Source organism: Halogeometricum rufum, assembly GCF_900112175.1.
GTDB classification, from domain to species: domain Archaea; phylum Halobacteriota; class Halobacteria; order Halobacteriales; family Haloferacaceae; genus Halogeometricum; species Halogeometricum rufum.
On the sequence record NZ_FOYT01000002.1, the window covers coordinates 475158 to 499747 of the forward strand.

Genomic DNA, 24590 nt, shown 5'->3' on the forward strand with positions numbered 1-24590 from the left:
CCCGACCGACCGCGCCGACGGAGGGAAAGATGTTTCATCGGGGCCGCCGATTCTGTCAGCGAGACGAACGTATCGATGGAACGGTCCCGCGCCGCCGCCCTCCTACTGACCGTGTTCGCCGTCGCAGTCGTCGGTCTCGCGGCGAGCACGCTCCCCGCGGCACAGTCGGACGCCGTACAGCCACGGGACAGCGCCGCCTCCGGGTCGGGTTCGCCGTCCGGCGGTGGCGCCGAATCGTCCTCGCAGCATCTCGACAACCTCGTCTTCCCCTCCGTCGACGCCGCGAACGAACTGGAGAGCGACTCGACGGGCGACGGAACCGCGCTCGGACGACTCGTCGTCGGCGTCGCGCTGTTCCTCGTCGGCGCGTTTCTCGTCGTGGTGCGACTCACCGGGGACGACGCACGCGCGCCCCCGGACGCCGACGACCCGCCGTCGCCCACCGCCCCCGCGTCGCCGTCGGCCGACGCGCCGCGGGGTGTGACCGGCCCGCCACCGACGAACGACGTCTACCGCGCGTGGCGCGCGCTGGCGTCCGCCGGGCCGACGCGTCGCCGGTCGCAGGAGACCCCCACCGAGTTCGCTCGGCGGGCGGCCGAGTCCGGGCTTCCCGACGCACCGGTCGGTCGGCTGACGGAACTGTTCCGGTCGGTCCGATACGGTGACGCGCCGCCGACGGCCGACCGCGAACGGCGCGCGCTGGACGCTCTCGACCGGATTCCGCAGGTCGACGCGCCGAGCGACGCGGAGTCGGACCGATGAGCCGCCGCCGAGACGCGCTGGCCGTCGGCCTCGCGTCGAGCCTCCTCGGGCTCCTCCTCCTCGCCGCGCCGACGCTCACGGCCGGCGTCGACCTCTCCGGAACGGTCCGAGCCGCCCCGTTCGTCGCCGTCGGCGTGGCCGCCCTCGTCGTCGCCGGTCACTACGTCCGCGCCGAACTGGAGGCGGGCGACGCGGCCGACGCGGCGGCCGGGAGCGAACGCTACCCTCGGCCGGGCAACCGGCCGTCGTACGCCCGCCCCGGCGCGTCGCTGGTCGATAGCGTCGCGGCGATTTCGTGGACCGACCGGCGGCAGTCCGAACCGACCGCTCGCCTCGCCCTGCGCTCGGACGTGCGGGACGCCGCCGTCCACGTCCTCTCCGAGACCGAGGGCTGGTCGCAGTCCGAGACCGAAGCGCGCCTTCGGGAGGGCGACTGGACGACGGACGCCCGCGCGGCGGCCTTCTTCGCCGACGACGCGGTCCCGTCGCTCTCCGTTCGGCAGCACCTCCGTTCGCTCCTCGGCCGTGACCCGCCGTTCGCCCGCCGGGCGCGGCACGCCGTCGCCGAACTGGTGCGTCGGGACGGAACGGCGGGCGCCTCGACAGTCCTCGCCGCGCGGACGGACGAGTCGCGGCCGGCGACGACGAGGCGGTACTGGTCGTCGGTCGACGGCGAGGCGTCGCGCGCGGTCGAGACCGGACGGGCGCGGCAGGCGACGGTCGCCGCCCTCGCGGCCGGCGGGTTCGGCATCGTCACCCTCCGCCCGGCGCTGCTGTTGCTCTCGCTGTTCGGCGTCACCGTCGCCGGCTACGCCCGCGTCGCCGCGCCGCCGTCGGACGCCGTCAGGGTGACCCGAACCGTCGGCGACGACGCCCCCGAACCCGGTTCGGCCGTCGAAGTGACCGTGACGGTCGAGAACGCAGGCGAGACGACGCTCCCGGACGTTCGACTCGTCGACGGCGTCCCCGCCGGACTCGCCGTCACCGAGGGGACACCCCGGTTCACCACCGCGCTTCGACCCGGGCGGCGAGCGACGTTCTCGTACACGGTCGAGGCCGCCCCCGGCGTCCACGAGTTCGACCCCGCCCTCGTCGTCACCCGGGACCTCGCGGGCCTGCGCAGGCGGGAGACGCTCGCCGACGCGGGCGGGTCCGAGGTGGCCTGCCGACCAGACCCGCCCGCGCCGGACCTCCGACTCGGCCCGCAGCGCACGGTACTCCCCGGCCAGACCCGGTCGACGGTCGAGGGGTCGGGCGTCGAGTTCCGCTCCGTTCGCGAGTACCGCCCCGGCGACCCCCTCTCGCGCGTCGACTGGAACCGGAAGGCGAAGACGGGCGAGTTCACCACGGTCGACTTCCGGGAGTCGCGACTCGCGAGGGTGCTGCTCGTCGTGGACGCCCGCCGGGCGGCCTACCTGACGCCGGACGACGGGGGCGTGCCGGCGGTCCGTCGGAGCGTCGCCGCGGCGCGGTCTCTCGCCGACGGACTCGTCGCGTCGGGCGTTCCGGTCGGTATCACGGCGCTGTCGCCGCGGCCGTGCTGGCTCCCCCCGGGGGTCGGTGCCGACCACCGACGCCGGTTGCTGGACGCGTTCGCCGGCGACGACGCGTTCTCGTGGGACCCTCCCGTCGAACGCGTCGGCGTCGACGCGGCGGTCGAATCCGTCGTTCGGCGCGTCGACGCCGACACGCAGTTGCTGTTCCTCTCGCCGGTCTGCGACGACGACGCGCGGGCGGTCGCTCGGCGACTCGACGCGCACGGCTACCCGATACGCGTCGTGAGCCCGGACCCGACGGCGTCGTCGTCGGACTGCGCGCTCGGCTACGCGTCGATTCGGCGTCGTCTCCGCCTCCGCGAACTCCGCAACGCCGGTCTCTCGGTCCTCGACTGGGACCCGACCGTCGACTTCGAACGGGTGGTTCGCCGTGAGACGTAGTCGCGACGCGCTCCCCGGCGGGGTGCCGACGCCGAGCGGCGTCCTCTCACTCGCGGCGGCGACGGCCGGAGTCGTCGTCGTCGCGGTGTCGCCGTACACGCTCGCCGCCGGGGTGCTCGGTCTCACACTCGTCGCCGTCGGCCTCGGTCGCCGGTCGGGGCGGGCGTTCTCCGCGGGGGCGGCGTGTCTGTTCGCGGCCGTCGTCGTCGCCGGAGCGCTGGGGATGGCGCCGTCGTTCGTACTCCTCGCCGCGTCGCTGGTCGCGGTGTCGTGGTCCGTCGGCCGGAACGGACTCACCATCGCGGCCGAAGTCGGCGCGGACACCCCCACGCTCCGCGTCGAGGCGGTCCACGCGGTGGGGACCGTCGCGCTCCTCGCCGTCGGCGCGAGCGTCGGGTTCGGCGTCTTCCTCGTCGCCACCGGCGGCCACTCCGCGCTCGCACTCGTCGCACTCCTCGTCGGCGTCGTCGCGTTGCTCGTCGGTCTGTGAGCGACGGCGGCGCTCTCAGATGTCTCGCGTGAGTCCGTCGCGCAGGTCTCGGCCGAAGTAGTGTCCCGCCAGCGAGGCGAGCAGTCCGGCGCCGGCACCGACGCCGGCGATGGCGAGTCCGTACTGCGCGAGGAGTTCGACGGCGAACGGCGCGAACGCGAACGTCGAGGTCAGCGTGGTCAGGACCCACAGCAGGCCCGAGGCGAACGCGCCCGCCAGACCGACCTCCAGGTAGCGGCGGCGACCCGAGAGCAGGCCGACGCCGAAGCCGACGGCGAACAGGCCGAGGAAGCGGCCGACGAAGCCGACGACGGGAATCGACCCGCCGAGGAACGCCCCGAGGAGCGACGCGAGCAGGACGCCGAGGAACAGTTTCGGCGAGAACGCGCCGCCGAGTCGGCCGCCGTTCGACTCGGACCGGGCCGACGCCGGCGACCGTTCCGCGGACTCCCCGACCCCGGAGAACTCGTCGTCCAGCGAGAAGTCGGTGGTGGAGGCTTCCTTCTCGTCTGTCCGTTGCATACGTTCACCTGCGCGGCGCGAGAGTATGGGCTTTGCGCCGAGTCGCCGGCGGGGAAACTCGACGCGACGGACGGGGGCCGGCGGCCGACGCCCCGTCGACGCCGAAAGGGAGATTTCAAGTCCGGCCCGGCGGTACCTCGCGGTATGAACGCAGGGGACCGCGTCCGCGTCGAACGCGCGGGCGTCACGAACGAGGGCGTACTGATGCCCTCGACGACGCCGGAGTACCTCGTCGTCAAACTCGACGGCGGGTACAACGTCGGCATCGAACGCGAGGACGCCGACGTCGACGTACTGGAGACGGACGTGTACGACGTCGAGGAGGCCCAGTCCGAGTCGACCACCTCCGAGATAGCCTTCGACGACGACCTGCCGACCGTCTCGCTCATCTCCACCGGCGGCACCATCGCGTCGACGGTCGACTACCGGACGGGCGCGGTGACGGCCCAGTTCGACGCCGAAGACGTGCTCCGGGCCGTCCCGGACCTCGCGGGGCGGGCGAACTACCGCGGCCGCGTCGTCGCCAACATCCTCTCGGAGAACATGACGCCCGCGGTGTGGCGGGAACTCGCCGAGGCCATCGAGACCGAAATCGAGGCCGGCACCGACGGCGTCGTCGTCATGCACGGCACCGACACGATGCAGTTCACCGCCGCGGCGATGTCGTTCATGCTCGACACGCCCGTCCCCATCGTCTTCACGGGGAGTCAGCGCTCGGCGGACCGCCCCTCCTCGGACAACGTGATGAACGCCGTCTGCGCCGTCGAAGCCGCGAAGGCCGACTGCGCGGAGGTGCTGGTCTGCATGCACGCCAGCGAGTCCGACGACGCCTGCGCGCTCCACCGCGGGACCCGCGTCCGCAAGAACCACACCTCGCGGCGCGACGCGTTCGAGACGGTGGGCGCGAAACCGCTGGGCGAAGTCGACTACGAGACGGAAGCGGTGACCTTCCGCCGCGAGTTCGACGCCCGCGGCGAGACGGAGTTCTCCATCGCGACGGACCTCAGCGACGACGTGGACCTGCTGAAGTTCACCCCCGGCATGGACCTCGACGCCTACGCCGACTTCCTCCGCGGGCAGGACCTCGACGGACTCGTCGTCGAGGGGACGGGTCTCGGCCACGTCCACACCGACTTCATCCCCGTGTTGGCGGAACTGGTCGAGTCGGGCACCGTCGTCACCATGACGACGCAGTGTCTGGACGGCCGCGTCTGCGACCGAGTGTACGACACGGGCCGTGACCTCCTCGACGCCGGCGTCGTGGAGGCGGGCGACACCCTCCCCGGCACCGCGAAGGTGAAACTCATGTGGGCGGCGGCGAACCTCGACGACCCCGCGGCGGCGATGGAGCGGTCGCTGTCGGGCGAACTCACTCAGCGGTCGGTGCCGTGGGAGTGAACGCGACGGTGCCCGAGACGTTCGGCTGGTACGAGGACGACACGGGCGAGACGGTCACCGTCCGCGCGGCGACGCCCGACGACTACGACGCCGTCGCCGCGTTCACCGCGGACACGTGGGCCGACAGGGGCGGGAGCGACTACATCCCGGACATCTACCACGACTGGATCGCCGACGACGACGGCGAGACGCGACAGACGTTCGTCGTCGACGTGGGCGCGGAGACGCCCTCCGCGGAACTCGGCGCAATCGTGCAGGTGGTGACGCTCTCGCCGTACGAGGCGTGGGGACAGGGCCTCCGGGTCAACCCCGACTACCGCGGCCGCGGGCTGGCGAAGGCGATAACGGAGGCCAGTTTCGCGTTCGCGCGCGATGCGGGCGCGACGGTCCTCAGGAACATGATATTCTCGTGGAACGTGCGGAGTCTCGGGCTGGCCCGCGACACGGGCTACGACCCCGGCATCGAGTTCCGCTGGGTCCACCCGACGCCCGACGCGGGCGCGACGGCCGAGAGCGACGCAGACGTTCCCGTCTTCACCGGCGACGCGAACCCCGACGCCGCGTGGTCGTTCTGGACGAACAGCGAGGCCCGGACGCGGTTGAGCGGACTGGTCCTCGACTTCGAGGAGTCGTGGGCCGTCTCCGAACTGACCCGCGACCGACTCCGCGCGGCGGCCGACGAGGGCCGATTGCTCGTCGCCGGCGCGGGTCCGACGCGCGGGTTCGCCGCACGCAGTCGGACGTACGAACGCGAGTCCGACGGCGAGACGGAGACGTGGGCCGAGTACGCCGTCGGCGCGTGGGCGTGGCGCGACGACGACGCGGCCGACGCCCTCCTCGCCGCCGTCGCCCGCGACGCCGCCGCCGTCGGCGCCGACCGGACGCGGGTGCTGATTCCGGAGGGTGTCCGCTGGGTCACCGACGCCGCCCGCGCGAAGGCCGACATCGCGGAGGAACCGACGTTCGTGATGGAAGCCGACCTGACCTGACCCGACCCGCTTCTATCCTCCCGCCTGACCGACCCGTTCGCTCCCGAACGGTCCCCCGACCGGGCGTTCTGACTCGCTTCGAGAGAAGGACCGCGTAGACGCCGTCGGCCGGCGCTACGGCGGGGTCAACACGCCGTCGAGGAGGTGGACGACGCCGTTCGACGCCTCGACGTCCGTCGCGACGATTTCGGCCTGTCCGCCGTTCAGTTCGGTTCCGTCCACGGTGACGGGCGCGCCGTTCAGCGTCGGGAGGCGCGGCGCGTTCACGATGGACTCCGAGTAGCGGCGGCCGGGGAGGACGTGGTAGGCGAGGACGGCCCGAAGGACGTCGACGGGCACGTCGTCGAGTGAGCCGTACGGCGAACTCGCCAGGAACGACTCGAACGCCGCGTTCGTGGGTGCCAACACCGTCAGCTGCCTGTTCCCGCTCAACAGCCCGAGAAGTCCGGCTCTGTCTACCGCGGCGGCGAGGATGCTCAGGTCGTCCGTCGCGGCGGCGATATCGACGATGGTGTCCGGCGCGCTCGCACCGCGTCGAGCGCTGGCCGACCCGGCCCCGACAGCCAGTAGCACGCCCGTGCCTCCGACCGCTTTCAGAACGTCGCGTCGTCGTAGTGAGTGCATCTGCGGTTCGTACCGTCGTCTGCGAAACGCATAGCCGAACTACCCAACTAGTCGGGAAGCGTGCTCTCGTCTGGCGTTCTCGGCCCCTCCGGAGCGACGGCGGCGGGACCGACGGTCGGCGCGACGTGGGTTGCGACGGGAGCGAAGCGAGGAGAGGGAAGGAGAGCGGTGCCGGCGGCCTCCGGCGGTGCGGTGGTGCGCGAACGGTCAGGTAGGGTGGGATGGTCAGTCGTCGGTGGCGGCGACTCGGCGGGCGTCCGCGTCGACCATGCCGAGGACGTCGTCGAAGAAGCCCAGCGAGTCGTGCGGCCCGGGGTGGGCCTCGGGGTGGTACTGGCGGGTGATGACGTTCAGGTCGTCGTTCTCCAGTCCCTCCGCGGTGTCGTCGTTGACGTTCACCTGCGTGACGTTCAGGTCGCCGGGGTCGCCGACGGTGTAGCCGTGGTTCTGCGTCGTCATGACGACTTTGCCCGTGTTCAGGTCGCGGACGGGCTGGTTGACGCCGCGGTGGCCGAAGTCCATCTTCTCGGTGGTGCCGCCGAGCGCGCGCGCGATGACCTGCTGGCCGAGGCAGATGCCCGCGAGGGGGACTTCGCCGACGTACTCCTCGACGAGTGCCTGCGCGTCGTCGAAGTTCGCCGGGTCGCCCGGACCGTTCGAGATGAACAGCAGGTCGGGGTCCAGGTCCGCTATCTCGTCGGCCGTCGTGTCGTACGGCAGGACGTGCACGTCGGCCCCGCGTTCGTTCAGCGAGTCGACGATGGACTTCTTCGCCCCGCAGTCGACGAGAGCGACCTGCGCCTCGCCGCCGCCGCGGTACGTCTCGTGTTCGACGGCGCTGACCTGCTTACCGATGTCCGTGTGCTCGCTCATGCCCTTGCACGCCGCGAGTTCGGCTTCGGCGTCCGCGGGGGTCGCGTCGTCGCCGACGGCGATGCCGCACTTCATCGCCCCCTCCTCGCGGATGGAGGTGACGAGGTCGCGCGTGTCGATGTGGTCGATGGCGGGCACGTCCTCCGAGTCGAGCCACTCGACCACGTCGTCGGTGAACTCGCGGGCGATACCGGCGCGCGGGTGGACGCGGTCCGATTCGAATCGCTCGTCTCGGACGCCGTAGTTCCCGATGAGCGGGTACGAGAACGTCAGGACCTGCTCCTCGTAGGAGGGGTCCGTGAGGCTCTCTTCGTAGCCCGTGTACGCGGTCGTGAACACCAGTTCGCCACGTGTGCGCCCCGGAACGCGACCGCGCGCTTCGACGACGCGGCCGTCTTCCAGAGCCAGATAGGCGTCCGACATTACGAGAAACACACGGAATCTGGGGGTATAAATGTTGCTTTCGTAGTTGAGTTACGAATTTCGTAATCGGTAAGTCGCCGCAGGGGAGAGAGGGAACATGGACGACCTGGACCGAGAGATTCTCGACATCCTCCGGCGGGACGCTCGAACTCCCTACACGGAGATCGCAGAACAGGTCGGCACCTCCGAGGGGACGGTCCGCAACCGCGTCGAGCGTCTGATGAGCGACGGCGTCATCGAACGGTTCACCATCGCCACCCGCACGGGGAACATCAAGGCGATGATCGAGGTGTCGGTGAAGGTGGACGTGGACACGACGGAGATATCCGACCGGATGGCCGAGTGGGACCAGGTCGACTTCGTCTGGCAGGTGTCGGGCGAGGAGGACGTCGTCCTCGTCGTCGACGCCGCCGACACGCGCGCGGTGAACGAACTCATCACGCAGGCGCGCGAGTTGGACGAGGTCAAGAGCACGAAGACGCGCCTCATCCTCGACGAACGACTCGGTCGGAACCCGTAGGACCAGTCGGCGTCCCCGTTCCGCCGTCCGACCGGTCCGTCCCTCCTACGCGTCGTCCACTCGCTGTGAGACGTCGTCGGTGTCGAACCCCTTCGCCGCGTGGACTCGCGTGTACGCCCTGTCAACCGTCCGCTCGAATCGGTTGAGGTTCACGACCGGTTCGACCCGGCCGTCGCGGATGGCGTCCGCGACGGCGCTGGGCGTCAGTTCGTCGGCGTGGACGAGCGTGTACGCTCGGCCCACCTCGACGGGGTAGTGGGCGTCGCTCCCGCCGGTCAGCGGGACGTCCATCTCCGCGGCGAGCGCTCGCGTCCGTTCGACGTGCTCCGTGTTCTTCCCGTTCAGTTCGAGGGCGTCGAAGTCGGCGTCGGCGTCCTTGAGTTCGCTGTTCCGAAACGGGTGCGCGACGACGGCGGCGCAGTCACGTTCGTGGGCGAGTTCGACGGCCTCCTGCGGCGTCAACTCGTCCGGTTCCGTCCGACTCGGCGGGTCGGGTCCGACGACGAGGAGGTGCCCGTCCGTCGTCGTCACCTCGATGCCCGGAATCGTCTGGAGTCGCCGCTCTGCGGCGTACGCGTAGTCGTGGTTCGTCACCGCGATGCCGTCGAGTCCTCGGAGACGCGCGACCGCGGTGGCGAGTGAGAGACCGATGGGGTCGAACCGGGTCGGACCACCCGGCGACCAGTGGAAGAAGCGAGAGTGGGTGTGGAGATCGAGGGCGAACACAGACGCTCCGAGGGGTCGGTACGGCTTTGTTCTTCTGCCCCCACTCCCGGTCGTGGCCCGCCGTATCCTCGTCCTGAACCCTCGAAGCGGAGACGGCAAGCAGAGCCACCGCGCGAGGCGGCTCGCCGTCGAACGCGGCTACGACGTCCGCGAGAGCGAACGGGCGGGCGACACGGTCGACATCGCTCGCGAGGCGGCAGTCGGGGAGGCGTCGCTCGTCGCGGCCTGCGGCGGGGACGGCACGGTGAACGAAGTCGTCCGCGGCGTGGACGAAGCGGGGCGGTTGGCGGAGACGACGCTGGGCATCGTCCCCACGGGCACGGGAAACGACTTCGCGGACAACCTCGGCGTCCGCGGCGTCGCCCACGCTTTCGAGGTGCTCGAATCGGGACGGGAGCGGTCGCTGGACCTCGGGAGCGCCCGGTGGACGGCCGCGGCGTCCTCGGCGGGGCTCTCGGACGCGCCGCGACGACCGTTCGTGAATTCGTGCGTCTTCGGACTCACCGCCGAGGCGAGTGCGCGGACGACGCGCGAGGCGAAGCGTCGCTTGGGCGTCGTCGCCTACGTCCTCTCGACGCTTCAGGGGAAGCGGACGTTCGAGGGACTGCGGCTGGAGGTGCGGGCCGGTCCCCGGAACGACCCGGTGTGGACCGGCGACGCGCTGATGCTGTTGGTCGGCAACGGGCGACGCTTCCCGGGCGAACGACTCCAGCAGGCGAACATGGAGGACGGGCTGTTGAACGTCGTCGTCGTCAAGAACCGCCCCGCGTTGGACTACCTGACGACGGGCGCGGCGGACAGACTCCTGCGGCGCGGGGCGTCGCACCTGACGCACCTGCGAGTGAGCCACCTCGAAGTGGACGCCGGGGCGGCCCGACAGGTCAGCCTCGACGGCGAACTCGTGGAGGCGAGGCACCTTCGCGCGGACGCCCGCCCGGGAGCGATGCGGTTCCGCGTCGGCGAGGGATACGACCCGTCGCCGCCGGACCCGACCGACGCCGCGTGAACTGCCGCGCATCGAAGACTCCTTGACCCACCTCGCCAATGTCCACGGTATGAGTACGGACGAGGGCGGGAGTTCCGCCGCCGACGCGGAGAGCGAACTCCACAAGAACGCCGCGCAGGACGTCATCGCCGTCGACGCCGACGACAACGAGACGGGACTGGTCAACCGACTGGAGGCCCACACCGGTCACGGGACGCGCCACCGCGCGTTCACCTGTCTCGTCTTCGACGAGGAGGGGCGTCTGCTCCTCGCCCAACGCGCGCCCAACAAGCGCCTGTGGGACACCCACTGGGACGGCACCGTCGCCTCCCACCCCGTGCAGGGGCAGAGTCAGGAGGAGGCGACGGAACAGCGACTCGAAGAGGAACTGGGCATCACGCCCGACCAGTACGGCGACCTGCGGGTCACCGACCGGTTCGAGTACAAGCGCTACTACGAGAACGCCGGTCTGGAGTGGGAGGTCTGTGCCGTCCTGAAGGTGACGCTCGAGGACACGACGCTGAACCCCGACGAGGATGAGATAGCGGGCCTGCTGTGGGTCGACTACGAACATCTCCACGAACACCCGCAGTGGTACCGCCAACTGCGCCTGTGCCCGTGGTTCGAGATAGCGATGCGCCGTGACTTCGAGGACGGAGAGTAGTCTCGTCCTCGAACGGGGCGTCGCCGAGTCGATTCTCGACCACGCCCGCGAGGGCGCGGCGACCACGCCCCCCGAGGAAGTCTGCGGCGTCCTCGGCGGCCGTCGCGCCGACCGGGGGGACGGCGCGTTCGATGGCGACGCCGCGGAGACGGACACCGTGACCGCGGCCGAACCGGTTCCCAACGTCGCCGGCGACCCCCGGCGCGAGTACGAACTCGACCCCGCGGGAACCGTCGCGACCATCGACCGCCTCGAATCGACGGGACTGGACGTGGTCGGCTTCTACCACAGTCACCCCGAGAGCGACCCGGTTCCGAGTCGAACGGACGAGCGACGGGCGACGTGGCCGGGGTACGTCTACCTCCTCTGCAACCCGGACGGTCGACTGAACGCCTACCGCTGGACGGGCGAGACGTTCGACCGCCTGTCCCTGACTCGGGCCGACTGACCGCGGGCCGAGAACGCAACCCCCTTGCGGCGTCGGTGCTTCCCCCCGACTGATGACCGAGGACGTTGCGGAACCCGACCTGTACGACTCGCTTTCGGGACAAGTCGCCCTCGTGACGGGCGCGAACCGCGGCATCGGCCGCGAGATAGCCGAACAGTTGCACGACCTGGGGGCGACGGTGTTCGCCGCCACGCGCAGCATGACCCACGAGATACCGGACGAGTGGGAGCACCTCCTCGTCGACGTGACGCAGGAGGGCGAGATATCCGACGCGGTGGACGACATCTTCGCGAGTGCGGGCCGATTGGACATCCTCGTCAACAACGCCGCCGTCGGCGGCGGCGACGGTGACATCGTCGCCGAGTCGGTCAAGGACCTCGACCGAACGCTGGCGACGAACCTCCGCGGGCCGATGCTCCTCTGCAAGCACGCCGTCCCCCTCCTCGTGCAGGACGAGGGCGGCCGCGTCGTCAACGTCTCCTCCGGGATGGGCGCACTGAACGAGGACCAGTCGGGCGGGTCCCCCTCCTACCGCGTCTCGAAGACCGGTCTGAACGGCCTCACGAAGTATCTGGACGGCGAGTACGGCGACGACGGACTCCTCGCGAACTCGGTCTGTCCGGGGTGGGTCCGGACCGACATGGGCGGCGAGGAGGCCGACCGGTCGGTCGAACGGGGCGCAGAGACGCCGGTCTACCTCTGTCGCTTCGAACCGGACTCGCCGTCGGGGCACTTCTGGCGCGACCGAGAGGTCATCGACTGGTAGCGGCGGCGGTGCAGAAAAACTATACTGCGCCCCGTTTCCGTACAGCGTAGTGACACGAACACGGCCCCTGCTACTCGTCTGTGTGCTCCTCGTCCTCGCGGGGTGTCTCGGCGGCGTCGGCGAGTCGCCGTCGTCTCCGACATCGTCTGCGACGCCACCGGCGACTCCCACACCGACGCCGACGCCGACGCCCACGTCGACGGCGACGATTTCGGCCGACGACGCCGGGGAACGGGCCATCGAGGCCGAGCAGTCCCGAATCGAACGTCGCCTGAGCGAGTACGAGGCGGTCGGCGGCCTCGGCTTCGGTATCCTCAGACCGGCCGAGTCCGAGGTGGTAGAGCGAAACGAGAGCGGCGTCGTCGTTCGCGTCTCCGTCGGGTACAGCCTCGAACTCGACTGCGACGGCGACGGCACCCCGGACGAATCGCTCGACGGCACCAGTACCGAGACGACCTACGTCGTCTCCGAGTCCGGCGTGCGCCTGACGGGCGTGTCTCGGGACGTACTGGACCCCTCCGGGTACTGCTGACGGCGGCCGTCTCGGCCGGGGGACGCCGAACGCGCGGCGCTACGTCACGCCGCCGCCGCGCGTCTCGAACCGCTCGTACTCCCGGTCGTCGAGAATCGCTTCGAGGTGTTCGACGACGCGGTAGACGTCCTCGAAGCCGACGTAGTACGGCGACGGGCAGACGCGGACGACGTTCGGCGTGCGGAAGTCGACAACGACGCCGCGGGCCTTCAACGCCTCCGAGATGCGGTAGGCCTCGGGGTGTTCGACGGCGACGTGGCCGCCGCGCCGCGCCGCCTCCCGCGGCGTCCCCACCTCGCAGTCGGGGAGTCGGTCGTCCACGAGGGCGACGAGGAAGTCGGTGAGCGCGACGGACTTCTCCCTGAGCGCCTCGATGCCGGCGTCTTCGGTCACGTTGAGGGCGCCGTCCAACGGCGCGGCGGCGAGAATCGGCGGCGTGCCTATCTGGAACGCGCCCGCCGACGGCGCGGGCGTGTACGTGTGGCGCATCTCGAACTGCGTCTCCTTCTCGTGGCCCCACCACCCCGCGAGCGCCGGCGTGACGCCGAAGTGGCGTTCGTTCACGTACAGGCCGGCGGGGGCGCCGGGGCCGGCGTTGAGGTACTTGTAGTGACACCAGACGGCGAAGTCGACGCCGACGTCCGAGAGGCGATGCGGGACGACGCCGACGGAGTGCGCGAGGTCGAACCCGGCGAGTGCGCCGGCGTCGTGCGCCGCTTCGGTGATTCGCTCCACGTCCAGCAGTTGCCCGCTCCGGTAGAGGACCGAGGGCATGAACACCATCCCCACGTCGTCGTCGATGGCGGCGACGATATCGTCCTCGTCGACGGTTCGGCCGTCGCGACTCTCGACCACGCGGAGGGCCTCCTCGGGGTCGCGGCCGGCCTGCCGGAGTTGCGCGCGGATGGCGTAGTGGTCCGTCGGGAAGTCGAGGTCGTTGACGAGAATCTCCGCGCCCCGGTCGGGGTCGTAGAACGTCCCGACGAGGGTGTGGATGTTCACCGTCGTGGAGTTGCCCACGACGACTTCCGCGGGGTCGGCGCCGACGAGGCCGGCGAGTCGGTCGCCGAGGCGTTCGCCGTACGTGAACCAGTCGGGGTCGGCGTCGGTCCACCCGCGGATGGCGAGCGTCTGCCACTGTTCGACGGCCTCCTCCAACGCGGCCGCCGCGTCCGCGGCGCAGAGTCCGAGCGAGTTGCCGTCCATGTACAACTCGCCGTCCGGGACGAAGAAGCGCTCGCGGAGCGTCGCCAGCGGGTCGTCGGCGTCGCGTTCGCGGGCCTCGGTCAGCGTCGGCGGGCGGCCGGCGCTCGATTCGGGGGACGCGTCGGCGTCCGCGTCGTCGCGTGAGTCGTCCATGTCCACACCTCCGCCGCGGGCCACAAAGCGGTTCGCCTCGCCGCGCCGTCGGACTCTCCTCGCCCCGGCGTCGAAGTGTCCAACACCGCCAGCCCGCCGCTTTTTGGTCGTCCGCCACGGGCACCCACTATGGACCGACGTGCCCCCGAACTGGACTCCGACGTGGCGGACGTGGTGGCGGCGTTCGAACGCGAGGGACTCCCCCCGTGGCACTCCCTCTCCGTCGAGAGCGCGCGCCGGGTCGAGGACGAGGCGTTCGCGCCCGCGGACCCGCCGGACGTCGAACGCGTCCGCGACCTCTCGGTTCCCGGCCCGCACGGGGCGATTCCGGTCCGGACGTACCACCCCGCGCCCGCGGAGACGCGCGACGTGCTGGTGTTCTACCACGGCGGCGGCTGGGTGCTGGGGACGCTGGACTCGGTGGACGAAATCTGCCGTCGCCTCGCCGCCCGGTCGGGTCGCCTCGTCGTGAGCGTCGACTACCGACTCGCGCCCGAGCATCCGTTCCCCGAACCGCTGGACGACGCCTTCGCCGCGTTCGAGTGGGCGTGCGAGTTCGCGGCGTCGCTCGGCGGGAGCGGGAACGTCGCCGTCGGGGGGACGAGCGCCGGCGGCAACCTCGCCGCCGCCGTCGCCCTGCGGGCCGCCGCGAACGCGACGCAGGGCGACGGCCCGACGCCGACGGGCCAACTCCTCGCGTACCCCATCACCGCCCAGACGTTCGACACCGACTCCTACGAGGAGAACGCCGACGGCCCCCTCCTCACGCGCGCGGACATGGCGTGGTTCCGCGACCACTACCTCCGGAGCGAGGTGGACAGATACAGTCCGTTCGCCGCGCCGGTGCGGGCCGACGAGGAACTGCTGGCCGAGACGCCGCCGGCGTGCGTCGTCACCGCCGGGTTCGACCCGCTCCGCGACGAGGGGACGCGGTACGCCGTGCGACTCCGGGGCGCGGGCGTCGACGTCGCCCACCAGCACTACCCGAGCATGGTCCACGGCTTCCTGAGTCTCGCGTCGGAGGCGGACGCCGCCGACGAGGCGTTCGACCGGGTGGTCGAGCGACTGTCCGAGTTCTGAGCGCGGTCACTCGATTTCGAGCAGACCGACCCACGCGAGGACCGCGCGGACGAACAGGTACGCGACGAGGAGGGCGGCGAGGAACGTCGTCGGCGCCGAGAGCAGTCGCGCGGTTCGGTAGGGGAGCACGATGCGCGAGAGACCGAGAATCACGAAGCTCAGCAGTATCAGGCCGAACGCGAGCAACGAAAGCTTCACGAATCCGTTTCTGTCCATCCGATACGCGGTCACGCGGAGCCGAGTTGAACGTTCTCCTCCGGCGGGGCCGAGCCGAATCGGCCGCCCGTCGGTCGCCGGCAGGCGCGTTCGAACCCGCGCGGGCTACGGTGACTCGCTCCGCCGCGCCAGTTCCTCGTAGGCCGCCCACGACGGGTCCACCTCGGGGTGCGGCACCGACTCGCCGTCCACGGTGACGCCGGTCCCTTCGCACACGGTGCCGGCGACGCCGACGGGCGTCCCCTCGGATTCGAGCGCCGAGACGACGGCCGCCGTCGAGTCGGGGTCGACGGCGAGCACCAGCGTGCCGCCCGTCGTCGCCGTCCACGGGTCGATATCGAGGAACGCGCACGCCTCGCGGACGCCCGGGCGAACCGGTATCTCGTCGGTCGAGACGTCGAGGTGGACGCCCGCGCCGTCGGCGACTTCGTTCAGCGCGCCGAACAGGCCGCACTCGGTGGCGTCGTGCATCGCGTGGACGCCGCCGGCGGCCGCCGCGGTCATCGCGTCGCGGACGCAGTCGGCCTCGTCCAAGCGGGCCTGCGCCTCGCGGAGCGTATCCGCCGGGAGGTCGAACTGGTCGGGGAACAGCGTCGTCAGCAGACCCGTCGCCTCCACGGCCGGCCCCTTCGTGACGAGGACGTCGTCGCCGACGCGGGCGCCGTCCGGGCGAATCACGTCACCGGGGTCGCCGACGGCGAGTGCGGTGGCGCCGCCGACCCACGGGAACGAACACCCGGCGTAGCGGGCGGTGTGCCCCGTGACGATGCTGACGCCGAGGTCCGCGGCCTCCTCGTGCATCGCCGTCCACAGTTCGGCGAACGCCTCGTCCTCGAACTCCGGCGGGAGCGTGAAGGAGACGGCGAGGTGGGAGGGCGGAAGCCCCGAGACGGCAACGTCGGCGAGGACGAAGTCGAGGGCGAACCGGCCGGCGCGGGCGAGTCCGAGGTCCGGCAGGACGGAGACGGGGTCGGTGGCGACGGCGACGGCCGTCCCGTCGACGTCGAGGAGGCCGAAGTCGACGCCGTGGGTCGGACCGAGGGCGACGTCGTCGCGGTCGGCCCCGAGGTTCGAGAAGACGTACCGGTCGAAGAACGCGCGGTCCACCTTTCCGAGGTCGCTCATGGGGGACGGTCGACGGCGGTCGGTTTCAACGTGCCGTTGTCGCCCCCGGAACTGCCGTAAGATATACCAGGCGATATGTCGTCGGTGAGGACGATTCGATGTCACCCGGATGCGGACCGGGCGCTCCGGTGCCGCGCGTTCCGACCGCCCGTCGGAGCTATCGGCCCTCCACCGCGCCCGCCGACGCCGTTCGTCAGTCGCCGACCGAAGGAGGAACACGGTGAGGGAGGACTCGACGGCCTCGGAGTCACGACGCGCCGCCGACGAGAACGGCGACGGCGGCGACGCCGACTACCGCGCACTCGGCGAACGCGCCGTGGACGCGGCGGTGGTGCTCCTCGACGACGAGGGGCGGGTGGCGACGTGGAACGCGAGTGCGCGGCGACTCACGGGGTACGACCGGACCACCGCCCGCGGGGAGGCAGTCGACGCCGTCCTCGACGCGGACGTGGGAGCGACGACGCTCCTCGAAGAGACCGACGCGGCGGGGCGCGTCGAAGTCGAGTGCGTGGCGCGGGACAGCGACGGTGAGGCGTACGACGCTCACGTCGCCGTCACGTCGCTCCGAGACGACGACGTTCCCGATGCGCCCGCGACTCCGGGCGTCCGCGCGGACGGGTACGCCCTCGTCGTCCGAGACGTGACCGACTACCGCTCGGAGCGACGCTCGCTCGAACGCCGCAACGAGCGACTGGCCGCCTTCGCCGGCAGCGTCACGCACGACCTGCGGAACCCGCTCAGCGCCGCACTCGCTCAACTCGACGTGGCCCGCGCGCAGTATCCGGGCGAGTCCCACCCCCACCTCGACTCGGCGTACCAGTCGCTGTTGCGGATGAACGACCGCATCGACGAAGCGCTGACGCTGGCACACGAGGGCGCGCGGTCGGTCGAACGGACCGCCGTCTCGCTGTCGACGGTGACGGAGCGAGCGTGGAACGTCGCCGGCCCGGAGACGGGGACGCTGGCGTTCGCGGACCCGCCCGAGACGGTGTCGGCCGACGAGTCCCGCCTCCGCCGCCTCCTCGAGAACCTGTTCGAGAACGCCGGGTCGCACGCCGGCCCCGAGGTGACCGTCGAAGTCGGCGGCACCGAGGACGGCTTCTACGTCGCCGACGACGGCCCCGGAATCCCCGAGAGCGGCCGCGACTCCGTGTTCCAGTACGGCGTCACCGGCGACGACGACGGCACCGGGTTCGGTCTCGCCATCGTCACCGCGATAGCCGACGCGCACGACTGGCGGGTCAGCGTCGGCGAGAGTCGGTCCGGCGGTGCGCGCTTCGAAGTCGCGTTCGGACGGTCGTCTCGCCAGTCACGGTGAGGGAAAGCGACCGGCCGCACGGGGGGCGACCGGTCGGCTCATGAAGGAGACGCGAACGAGGTAGTATCGGTCGGGGTCATCCAGTCCCGGTAACGCGACCTCTTTCCGCGTCACTAGAACGTCTCTCCCGCTTCCTTAAGTAAGTCGCTAAGTCGACTCGGTGAGGGTATATAGACTCAGGAGGGAGTCGTGAGAGCCGCCGCCTCCGTCCCGCTCAGTTCTCGCACATCCGGAAGTGGTCGGTGAGTTCCTGCCGGACGCGGACGGGTTCCTCGTGCTGTATCCAGTGAGTCGCGTCGTCGAGGACGACGAGGTGGCTGTCCTCGCAGTACTCGACGCTCTGGAGGGCCAGCGACCGGGTGAGGAAGGCGTCTTTCGCCCCCCAGAGCACGAGCGTCGGTACCTCGACGCGTTCGGTCTTCGGTCGCGGGTTCGACCGGACGATTGCCCGGTACCAGTTCACCATCGACCGGTACGCGTCAGGTTGCGACCACGCCGCCCGGTAGCAGTCGAAGTCGGCTTCGCTGAACGTCCCGGGTTGACTGGACCGGCGCATCAGGTCACAGAGCGTGCGGTAGCCGCCGACTTTCGCCAGCGCCTCGGGCACCTTCGGGAGCTGGAAGAACAGGACGTACCAGCTCTTGAACCGCTGTTCCCAGTCGTTCTTGAGCGCTCGTCTGAACGCCGTCGGGTGGGGGACGTTCAGCGCCGAGAGCGTCCTGACTCGCTCGGGCGTGTGGAGTCCGACCCACCACGCGACGAACGCCCCCCAGTCGTGTCCGACGAGGTGCGCGTCCGGCACGTCGAGGGCGTCGAGGAGTCCGAGCACGTCGCCGGCGAGTTCGTCGGGGTGGTAGGCGGCGACGGCCTCGGGCTTGTCGCTCAGGTGGTAGCCGCGCTGGTCGGGGACGACGACGCGGTACCCCTCGTCGGCCAGCGGACCGATGCACTCGTGCCAGCCGTACCAGAACTCGGGGAAGCCGTGCAGGAGGACGACCGGTTCGCCGTCCTCCGGGCCGGCGGTGACGACGTGGAGTTCGACGTCGCCCACGTCGACGAACTGCGATTCGCCCCGCATCCCCACGACGTCCGGCGTGACGCCGCCGTCGTGAACGGTGTCGAGAGACGACATACCGTCCGTAGGGGACCCGTGGACAAATACGCTATCGCTCGATGGAGGGGTCGCCTCACCGCGGCGGCGGCCGACCGGCCGATACCGGCCGCCCGGTCAGCGATTACCGAACAACCGCTCCGCGAGCGAGCGTTTCCGCGTCTTCTCGGCCAGCAGGACCGAACAGTCCACCTCGTTCACCACGTCGAGGACCAGCGTCCCGCGGACGAGTCGCGAGAGCAGGCCGCGTTCCGTCGCGCCGATGACGAGCATCGTCGCGTCTCGCGCGTGGCGCGCGATGGCCGATTCCACGTCGTCGGACTCCTCGACGATCAGTTCGGCGTCGCCGAGTCCGTGGTTCTCGGCCCACTCCGAGAGGAACCGTTCGCCCTCCGCCTCGTCGTCGGTGACGTGGAGGAGGCGGACCGTCGAGCCGTACTGCTCGGCGAGGGTGGCGGCGACGGCGGCCGAGAGGTCCGAGTCGGGACCGCCCGCCGTCGGGACCAGAATCTCCGCGGGGTCGAACCCGCGGTCCTTCAGGACGAGGAAGTCGCACGGGAGCGAACTGGCGAGTTCGTCGATGGCGCTCTCGGCGCGACCCGGGGCCCCGTGGGCGTCCGGGCCCCAGCCCATGACGGTCAGGTCGGCGTCGTACGTGCGAGCGGCGTCGAATATCTCCTCGAACGACCGGTGCGAGAGGACGGTGTGCGTCTCCACGGGCACGCCGAACGTCTCGGCGTCCTCGCGGGCGGCTTCGAGCAGTTCGTGTGCCTCCGCGAAGTCGCCGCGTTCGCGGGCGGACTCCAGCGCCGTCTGGTCGGGCACCTGTTCGATGTGGACGGCGACGACGGTTCCCTCGCGGGCCTTCGCGACGGCGCTGGCGAGGGTGATGAGGTCCGTCTCGTGTGCGGGGTTCGCCAGCGGCACCATCACGCGGTACTGGCCGCCGTCCGGTTGGACGGACGTGGCCGCCGAGACGGCGGCGTCGGGCATCTTCTCCGACTGGTTGAGGACGTACTCGCTGAGGACGCCGGACTTCTCCGTCTTTCCGCGCGCGTAGACGAGGTACCACGCCACCGACGCGACGACGAAACCGGCGGCGAGCGCTATCTCGATGGGTTCCATGAAGGCGATGAGTCCGAACGAGAGGACGGCCCCCAGAATCGGGACGACCGGGTAGAGCGGGGCGGTGAACTCGGGGTCGTAGTCGGCGACGTCGGCCTCCCGCATCACGATGAGAGCGACGTTCATCAGCCCGTAGACGATGAGGTGGAGGACGCTGCCTGCCTTCGCCAGCACCTTCACGTTGCCGACGGCGATGAACAGGAGGATGAGGACGCCGGTGACGGCGATAGAGCGGTACGGCGTCGAGAAGCGCGGGTGGATGTCGTTCAGCCACGCCGTGATGAGCCTGTCGCGTCCCATCGCGAAGTTGATTCGCGAGGACGCGAGGATGGACGCGTTCGCGCTCGACGCGGTTGCGAGGAGGCCGCCGAACAGGATGAGACCCGCGCCGACGACGCCGAGGCCGAGCGTGTTCGAGAAGACGACTTCCGCCACGTCGATGACCGGGGTCGCCGACTGAGCGAGTTCCGTCCAGTTGAGGACGCCCATCAGCATCACCATGATGACGGCGTACATCACGGTCACGATGACGACGGAACCGACGACGGCCAGCGGGAGGTTCCGTCCGGGGTTCTTAATCTCCTCCGCGACGGTCGTTATCTTCGCGAACCCGAGGAACGAGACGAACACCAGTGCCGTCCCGGGGAGGATGGCACCGTACCCGTTGGGCGCGAACGGGCGGAGCGTCGAGAGGTCGGCCATCGTGAGGCCGAGTATCGTGAACACCGTCAGGATGGCGACCAGCGTGATGACGATGACGTTCTGGAGCGTCCCCGTCTCCTTGGCGCCGACGTAGTTGACGCCGACGAACGTCGCACCCGCGACGAGGGCAGCCACCTGCGTCGGGTCGAGCGTGAGAATCCCGAGTCCGACCGTCGGCACGTCCACGAGTTCGATGATGAACCCGCCGAACCCGAGCATGTAGAACGCCGAGGCGAACGCCAGCCCCATCCAGTTGCCCATGCCGGCGATGCTCCCGAACAGGGGGCCGAGGGCGTGGTTGATGTAGTAGTAGCCGCCGCCGGCCTTCGGCATGGCCGTGCCGAGTTCCGACGCCGAGAGCGCCGTGAAGATGGAGACGACGCCGCCGACGACGAACGAGACGGCGACGACGGGGCCGGCGATTGCGGCCGCCTCGCCGGGCAGGACGAAGATGCCCGCACCGATCATCGTGCCGACGCCGATGGTGAGAGCGGCGAGTGGCCCGAGGTCTTTGGCGAGTTCTTCGTCGGTCACGCGGAGTCACCTCCGTGCGACGAAGTCGTGACCGGCGGAGAACAATCGTCGGTCACGCGGAGTCACCTCCGTGCGACGAAATCGTGACCGGCGGAGAACAATCGTCGGTCACGCGGAGTCACCTCCGTGCGACGAAGTCGTGACCGGCGGAGAACAATCGTCGGTCACGCGGAGTCACCTCCGTGCGACGAAGTCGTGACCGGCGGAGAACAATCGTCGGTCACGCGGAGTCACCTCCGTGCGACGAAATCGTGACCGGGGGAGAACGGTCGTCGGTCACGCGGCGTCCTCCTCGTCGGCGTCCGGCAGGGTGACCACCGGCAGGTCGCTCTCGGTCACGAGCGATTTGCGGGTGTCGCCGGAGAACAGGTCCCACCACCGACTCCCCCCGCGCGGCGTGAACGCGATGCACGTCGCGCCGACGTCGTGGGCGGCGTCGATGATGGTGTCGGCGACGTCGGTGCCGTAGCGGAGGTCCGTCTCCACCTCGACGCCCGCGTCTTCGCCCGCCTCGCGGACGAGTGCGAACAGTTCGTCCGCGAGGTCCTCGCGTTGTTCGACCGACGCCTTGTCCGGGGCGCCGCCGGCCTTCTCGATGACGTGGACGAAGACGGCGCGCCCCCCGACGGCGGCGACGTGCGGCAGGACGGCGTCGGCCGTCGCGGCGGCGTCGTCGGCGTTCGCGACGGGGACGAGCGGTCGGTCGAACAGCGACCGAGGCGACCCCTCAGCCATGCTGGCCACCGCCGTCGACACCGGGTCCGGTTCGGCGGCCGGGCGTCTCCCGGTCCGCGCCCGCGTCGTCGCGTTCGGCCCGGAGTCCCCCGACCCTCCGGTCGTCCCCCGCGGAACGAGACGTACGTGTACGTGAACGGATGCGACACAGAGTCATACGAGAGCGATTGTCCCTCCTCGGCTTTAGAAGTTCGCAAACCGACGTACCGGCGGCCGCGGCCGATTCGGCCTCGACGGACCGACCCGGACCGCCGGCCGACGGGACGTGCCGTCGCCCGCCCGACTCAGACCGCCGCGACCCACGCGCGGTAGTCGTCGTCGCGGCCGTACACCTCGACGAACACCCGGTCGACGAAGGCGGCGAGGCGGTTCGCGTCCGACCGCGCGATGATGCGGAGGTTCGTCCCCTCGGCCTCCTCGGGCGACTCCATCCGGTCGATGCGGAACTCCGGGAAGTCGGTCAGGAGGGTCTTCGCGCGTTCGAGTTCCGCCTCGGTCAGGTCCATGTTGAACGTCTGGTCGGCGAACTGCACCCACGGCGCCGGGGCGTCCTCCCCGTCCACGTCCGGGTCGTGCTCGACTTCGACGGTCAGGAACGGACTCGCGCGCGTCCGGTGGGCGGTGACCGCCTCGGCGAACAGTTTCCGTCGCGCTTTCGGGTCGTCGGCGTCGAATCTGGTCATACCGGACGTTCGTCGCCGTCGGTAGAAAAACGAGGGGGACTCGGGCGGGTCAGAGCAGCGTCACCACGGCCAGCAACGCGAGGGCGGAGACGACGACGAGCGACACCGCGAGGACGGCCACCGGGGCCAGACCCGCGTCGCGCATCGCTTCGAGGCGCACGTCCAGTCCGAGGCCGGCGAACGCCAGCGCGAACAGGCCGTCGCTCGTCGTCTCGAGGAGGGCGAGCGTCCCCGACGAGAGGAGCCCCGCGTTCGCGGCGAGGGCGACGAACGCGAACCCGACGAGGAAGTTCGGGACGCCGCCCAGCACCGACGCCACGCCCGACTCGGTGGAGCGGTCGGCGTCGCGGAACGCGTACCAGAGGGCGACGACGCCGAGGAGGGAGTTCCGGACGAGTTTCGTCACCGTCGCCCACTGGCCGGCCTCGGCGGAGTGCGCGAAGCCGGCGGCGGTGACCGGACCGGTGCTGTACATGCTCAGGCCGGCCCAGACGCCGAACTGCCGGCCGGAGAGCGCCAACAGGTCGCCCGCGACGGGAAAGACCAGAAGCGTCACCGCGTCGAACAGCAGGATGGCGGCGACGACGTGCGCCAGCGACTCGCCGTCGGCGTCGATGGTCCCCGCGACGGCCGTCGCGGCGGAGACGCCGCAGACGCTCGCCCCCGCCGCGAGGAGCGACGCCGTCTGGCGCTGGACTTCGAACACCCGTCGCGCGAGCACGTCGACGAAGCCGACGCCGAAGGCGACGGCGGCCGCGGCGAGTCCGAGGACGACGGGTCCGCTCGCGACGAGGTCGGCGAACGCGACGCGCGCGCCGAGGAGGACGATGCCGGCTTCGAGGAGGCGGCCGTGGAACCGGACGCCCGCGGCGGCCCGGTCGGGGACGCCGACGACGTTCGCGACGACGGCGCCGAACGCCACCGCGAGGAGGAGCGCGTTCAGTCCGGGAACCACGTCGGCGACGAGAAACGCGAGTCCGGCGAGTGCGGCGAGGAGCAGGAGGCCCGGGACGGCCGACAGAACCCGCCGAGAGACCCGTCGAGCGTCGGTCACGGCCGCGCGTCGGTCGGCGCTCGGTTCGTCCCCGCGCCGACGGGACGGGGAGCGTTCGGGAGCGTCGCGTTCGGCATCTCGTCTGCCGGTTCGTGCGCGGGCCCCTTACTGTGTTGATTTCGGCGCTCGGCGGCTGGAGCGTCGAAAGGTGAGACGCTATCTTCAACGTTATACCGTCGGCCCGGATTGGGGGGAACATGGGTAAGCACATCCTGCTGCTGGGCGCCCCCGGCGCCGGAAAGGGAACGCAGTCGAAGCGACTCGCCGCCGAGTTCGACCTCGAACACGTCACGACGGGCGACGCGCTCCGCGCGAACAAGGACATGGACATCAGCGACATGGACTTCGAGTACGACACCCCGCGGGAGTACATGGACGCGGGCGAACTCGTCCCCGACGACGTGGTGAACGAAATCGTGAAGACGGCGCTGCGGGAGGCCGACGGCTACGTCCTCGACGGCTACCCGCGCAACCTCGACCAGGCCGAGTACCTCACGGAGATTACGGACCTCGACGCCGTCGTCTACCTCGACGTGAGCGAGGACGAACTCGTCGACCGACTCACCGGCCGGCGCGTCTGCCCCGACTGCGGCGCGAACTACCACGTCGAGTTCGCCCCGCCCGAGGAGGAGGGCGTCTGCGACGAGTGCGGCGCGGAACTGATTCAGCGCGACGACGACACCGAGGAGACGGTGCGCGAACGCCTCAGCGTCTACCGCGAGAACACCGAACCCGTCGTCGAACACTACCGCGAGGAGGGCGTCCTCGTCGAGGTGGAAGGCGAGCAGACGCCGGACGACGTGTTCGAGGACGTCGCCGCCGTCGTCGAAGACGCGTAACGACCGACCCGCAGCGACCACACTCGTTCTCGAACCCGCCTCGCGAGACG

General features: G+C 70.7%; 26 protein-coding genes. 14 read left to right on the top strand and 12 right to left on the bottom strand.

Translation table 11 applies throughout. From position 1 onward, the window contains the following. The first annotated feature begins 75 nt into the window (after positions 1 to 75). Genes BM310_RS12020 through BM310_RS12030 form a run of 3 tightly spaced genes read left to right on the top strand, consistent with a single transcriptional unit; the run spans position 76 to position 3189 of the window. Positions 76 to 762, top strand: a complete 687-nt coding sequence (locus tag BM310_RS12020) for a DUF4129 domain-containing protein (RefSeq protein WP_089808011.1) — start codon at positions 76 to 78, stop codon at positions 760 to 762. Next, positions 759 to 2699: a DUF58 domain-containing protein gene (locus BM310_RS12025; protein WP_089808013.1), complete on the top strand. Its 1941-nt coding sequence runs from the start codon at positions 759 to 761 to the stop codon at positions 2697 to 2699. The genes BM310_RS12020 and BM310_RS12025 overlap by 4 nt, the downstream gene beginning before the upstream one ends. After that, a complete protein-coding gene (locus BM310_RS12030) occupies positions 2689 to 3189 on the top strand; it encodes a DUF7519 family protein (protein ID WP_245778485.1) in 501 nt (166 codons plus the stop codon). The genes BM310_RS12025 and BM310_RS12030 overlap by 11 nt, the downstream gene beginning before the upstream one ends. A gap of 15 nt (positions 3190 to 3204) precedes the next feature. Here BM310_RS12030 and BM310_RS12035 read toward each other — a convergent pair whose 3' ends face one another. Continuing rightward, on the bottom strand, positions 3205 to 3711 hold the full coding sequence (locus tag BM310_RS12035; protein WP_089808015.1) for a hypothetical protein: 507 nt from the start codon (positions 3709 to 3711) through the stop codon (positions 3205 to 3207). A 144-nt stretch (positions 3712 to 3855) separates the two neighbouring features. Between BM310_RS12035 and gatD the strand changes: the two genes are divergently transcribed. Together gatD and BM310_RS12045 are read left to right on the top strand one after the other, a co-directional pair. After that, the gene (gatD, locus tag BM310_RS12040; RefSeq protein ID WP_089808017.1) at positions 3856 to 5109 is read left to right on the top strand and encodes a Glu-tRNA(Gln) amidotransferase subunit GatD; all 1254 of its coding nucleotides are present in this window, start codon (positions 3856 to 3858) and stop codon (positions 5107 to 5109) included. Between the two features lie 8 nt (positions 5110 to 5117). Then, complete coding sequence (locus BM310_RS12045; protein ID WP_089809211.1) at positions 5118 to 6098, top strand: GNAT family N-acetyltransferase; 981 nt, start codon at positions 5118 to 5120, stop codon at positions 6096 to 6098. 114 nt (positions 6099 to 6212) lie between these two features. Here BM310_RS12045 and BM310_RS12050 read toward each other — a convergent pair whose 3' ends face one another. Together BM310_RS12050 and carA are read right to left on the bottom strand one after the other, a co-directional pair. Next, positions 6213 to 6671: a fasciclin domain-containing protein gene (locus BM310_RS12050; RefSeq protein WP_245778486.1), complete on the bottom strand. Its 459-nt coding sequence runs from the start codon at positions 6669 to 6671 to the stop codon at positions 6213 to 6215. A 276-nt stretch (positions 6672 to 6947) separates the two neighbouring features. Further along, the gene (gene carA / locus BM310_RS12055) at positions 6948 to 8018 is read right to left on the bottom strand and encodes a glutamine-hydrolyzing carbamoyl-phosphate synthase small subunit (protein ID WP_089808021.1); all 1071 of its coding nucleotides are present in this window, start codon (positions 8016 to 8018) and stop codon (positions 6948 to 6950) included. Between the two features lie 97 nt (positions 8019 to 8115). On the opposite strand from carA, the gene BM310_RS12060 reads away from it, so the two are divergent. Continuing rightward, positions 8116 to 8538, top strand: a complete 423-nt coding sequence (locus BM310_RS12060; RefSeq protein ID WP_089808023.1) for an Lrp/AsnC family transcriptional regulator — start codon at positions 8116 to 8118, stop codon at positions 8536 to 8538. 45 nt (positions 8539 to 8583) lie between these two features. Here the strand turns inward: BM310_RS12060 and BM310_RS12065 are convergent, their stop codons facing one another. Beyond that, on the bottom strand, positions 8584 to 9264 hold the full coding sequence (locus BM310_RS12065) for a PHP-associated domain-containing protein (protein WP_089808025.1): 681 nt from the start codon (positions 9262 to 9264) through the stop codon (positions 8584 to 8586). 52 nt (positions 9265 to 9316) lie between these two features. On the opposite strand from BM310_RS12065, the gene BM310_RS12070 reads away from it, so the two are divergent. From BM310_RS12070 to BM310_RS12090, 5 genes are read left to right on the top strand one after another with little or no spacing between them, the layout of a single operon-like run. After that, entirely contained in the window at positions 9317 to 10270 is a 954-nt protein-coding gene (locus BM310_RS12070) for a diacylglycerol/lipid kinase family protein (protein WP_089808027.1), read from the top strand. 49 nt (positions 10271 to 10319) lie between these two features. Continuing rightward, a complete protein-coding gene (gene idi, locus BM310_RS12075; RefSeq protein WP_089808029.1) occupies positions 10320 to 10913 on the top strand; it encodes an isopentenyl-diphosphate Delta-isomerase in 594 nt (197 codons plus the stop codon). Continuing rightward, the gene (locus BM310_RS12080) at positions 10891 to 11361 is read left to right on the top strand and encodes a desampylase (RefSeq protein ID WP_089808031.1); all 471 of its coding nucleotides are present in this window, start codon (positions 10891 to 10893) and stop codon (positions 11359 to 11361) included. The genes idi and BM310_RS12080 overlap by 23 nt, the downstream gene beginning before the upstream one ends. Before the next feature lie 52 nt (positions 11362 to 11413). Continuing rightward, entirely contained in the window at positions 11414 to 12127 is a 714-nt protein-coding gene (locus BM310_RS12085) for an SDR family NAD(P)-dependent oxidoreductase (protein WP_089808033.1), read from the top strand. 49 nt (positions 12128 to 12176) lie between these two features. Further along, positions 12177 to 12659 (top strand): hypothetical protein, encoded by a 483-nt coding sequence (locus BM310_RS12090; protein WP_143105159.1) that lies wholly within the window; start codon positions 12177 to 12179, stop codon positions 12657 to 12659. Positions 12660 to 12698: 39 nt separating this feature from the next. On the opposite strand, the gene kynU is transcribed toward BM310_RS12090, so the two are convergent. Then, on the bottom strand, positions 12699 to 14018 hold the full coding sequence (gene kynU, locus BM310_RS12095; protein ID WP_089808037.1) for a kynureninase: 1320 nt from the start codon (positions 14016 to 14018) through the stop codon (positions 12699 to 12701). Positions 14019 to 14147: 129 nt separating this feature from the next. Here kynU and BM310_RS12100 point away from each other — a divergent pair, with 129 nt between their 5' ends. Next, positions 14148 to 15098, top strand: a complete 951-nt coding sequence (locus BM310_RS12100) for an alpha/beta hydrolase (protein ID WP_089808039.1) — start codon at positions 14148 to 14150, stop codon at positions 15096 to 15098. Between the two features lie 6 nt (positions 15099 to 15104). On the opposite strand, the gene BM310_RS12105 is transcribed toward BM310_RS12100, so the two are convergent. Both BM310_RS12105 and BM310_RS12110 read right to left on the bottom strand, forming a co-directional pair. After that, positions 15105 to 15314, bottom strand: coding sequence for a hypothetical protein (locus tag BM310_RS12105; protein WP_089808041.1), 210 nt, complete (start codon positions 15312 to 15314; stop codon positions 15105 to 15107). A gap of 105 nt (positions 15315 to 15419) precedes the next feature. Beyond that, entirely contained in the window at positions 15420 to 16439 is a 1020-nt protein-coding gene (locus BM310_RS12110; RefSeq protein ID WP_089808043.1) for an AIR synthase family protein, read from the bottom strand. 220 nt (positions 16440 to 16659) lie between these two features. On the opposite strand from BM310_RS12110, the gene BM310_RS12115 reads away from it, so the two are divergent. Further along, positions 16660 to 17757 (top strand): PAS domain-containing sensor histidine kinase, encoded by a 1098-nt coding sequence (locus tag BM310_RS12115; protein WP_177232607.1) that lies wholly within the window; start codon positions 16660 to 16662, stop codon positions 17755 to 17757. 214 nt (positions 17758 to 17971) lie between these two features. On the opposite strand, the gene BM310_RS12120 is transcribed toward BM310_RS12115, so the two are convergent. The 5 genes from BM310_RS12120 to BM310_RS12140 form a co-directional block, all read right to left on the bottom strand. Then, the gene (locus BM310_RS12120; protein WP_089808047.1) at positions 17972 to 18889 is read right to left on the bottom strand and encodes an alpha/beta fold hydrolase; all 918 of its coding nucleotides are present in this window, start codon (positions 18887 to 18889) and stop codon (positions 17972 to 17974) included. A 96-nt stretch (positions 18890 to 18985) separates the two neighbouring features. After that, positions 18986 to 21229, bottom strand: a complete 2244-nt coding sequence (locus BM310_RS12125; protein ID WP_089808049.1) for an amino acid permease — start codon at positions 21227 to 21229, stop codon at positions 18986 to 18988. 276 nt (positions 21230 to 21505) lie between these two features. After that, a complete protein-coding gene (locus BM310_RS12130) occupies positions 21506 to 21964 on the bottom strand; it encodes a universal stress protein (RefSeq protein WP_089808050.1) in 459 nt (152 codons plus the stop codon). 284 nt (positions 21965 to 22248) lie between these two features. Next, positions 22249 to 22647, bottom strand: a complete 399-nt coding sequence (locus BM310_RS12135; protein WP_089808051.1) for a hypothetical protein — start codon at positions 22645 to 22647, stop codon at positions 22249 to 22251. Between the two features lie 49 nt (positions 22648 to 22696). Continuing rightward, a complete protein-coding gene (locus tag BM310_RS12140; protein WP_089808053.1) occupies positions 22697 to 23701 on the bottom strand; it encodes a YeiH family protein in 1005 nt (334 codons plus the stop codon). Positions 23702 to 23898: 197 nt separating this feature from the next. Between BM310_RS12140 and BM310_RS12145 the strand changes: the two genes are divergently transcribed. Next, the gene (locus BM310_RS12145; protein ID WP_089808055.1) at positions 23899 to 24540 is read left to right on the top strand and encodes an adenylate kinase; all 642 of its coding nucleotides are present in this window, start codon (positions 23899 to 23901) and stop codon (positions 24538 to 24540) included. The last annotated feature ends 50 nt before the right edge of the window (positions 24541 to 24590 follow it).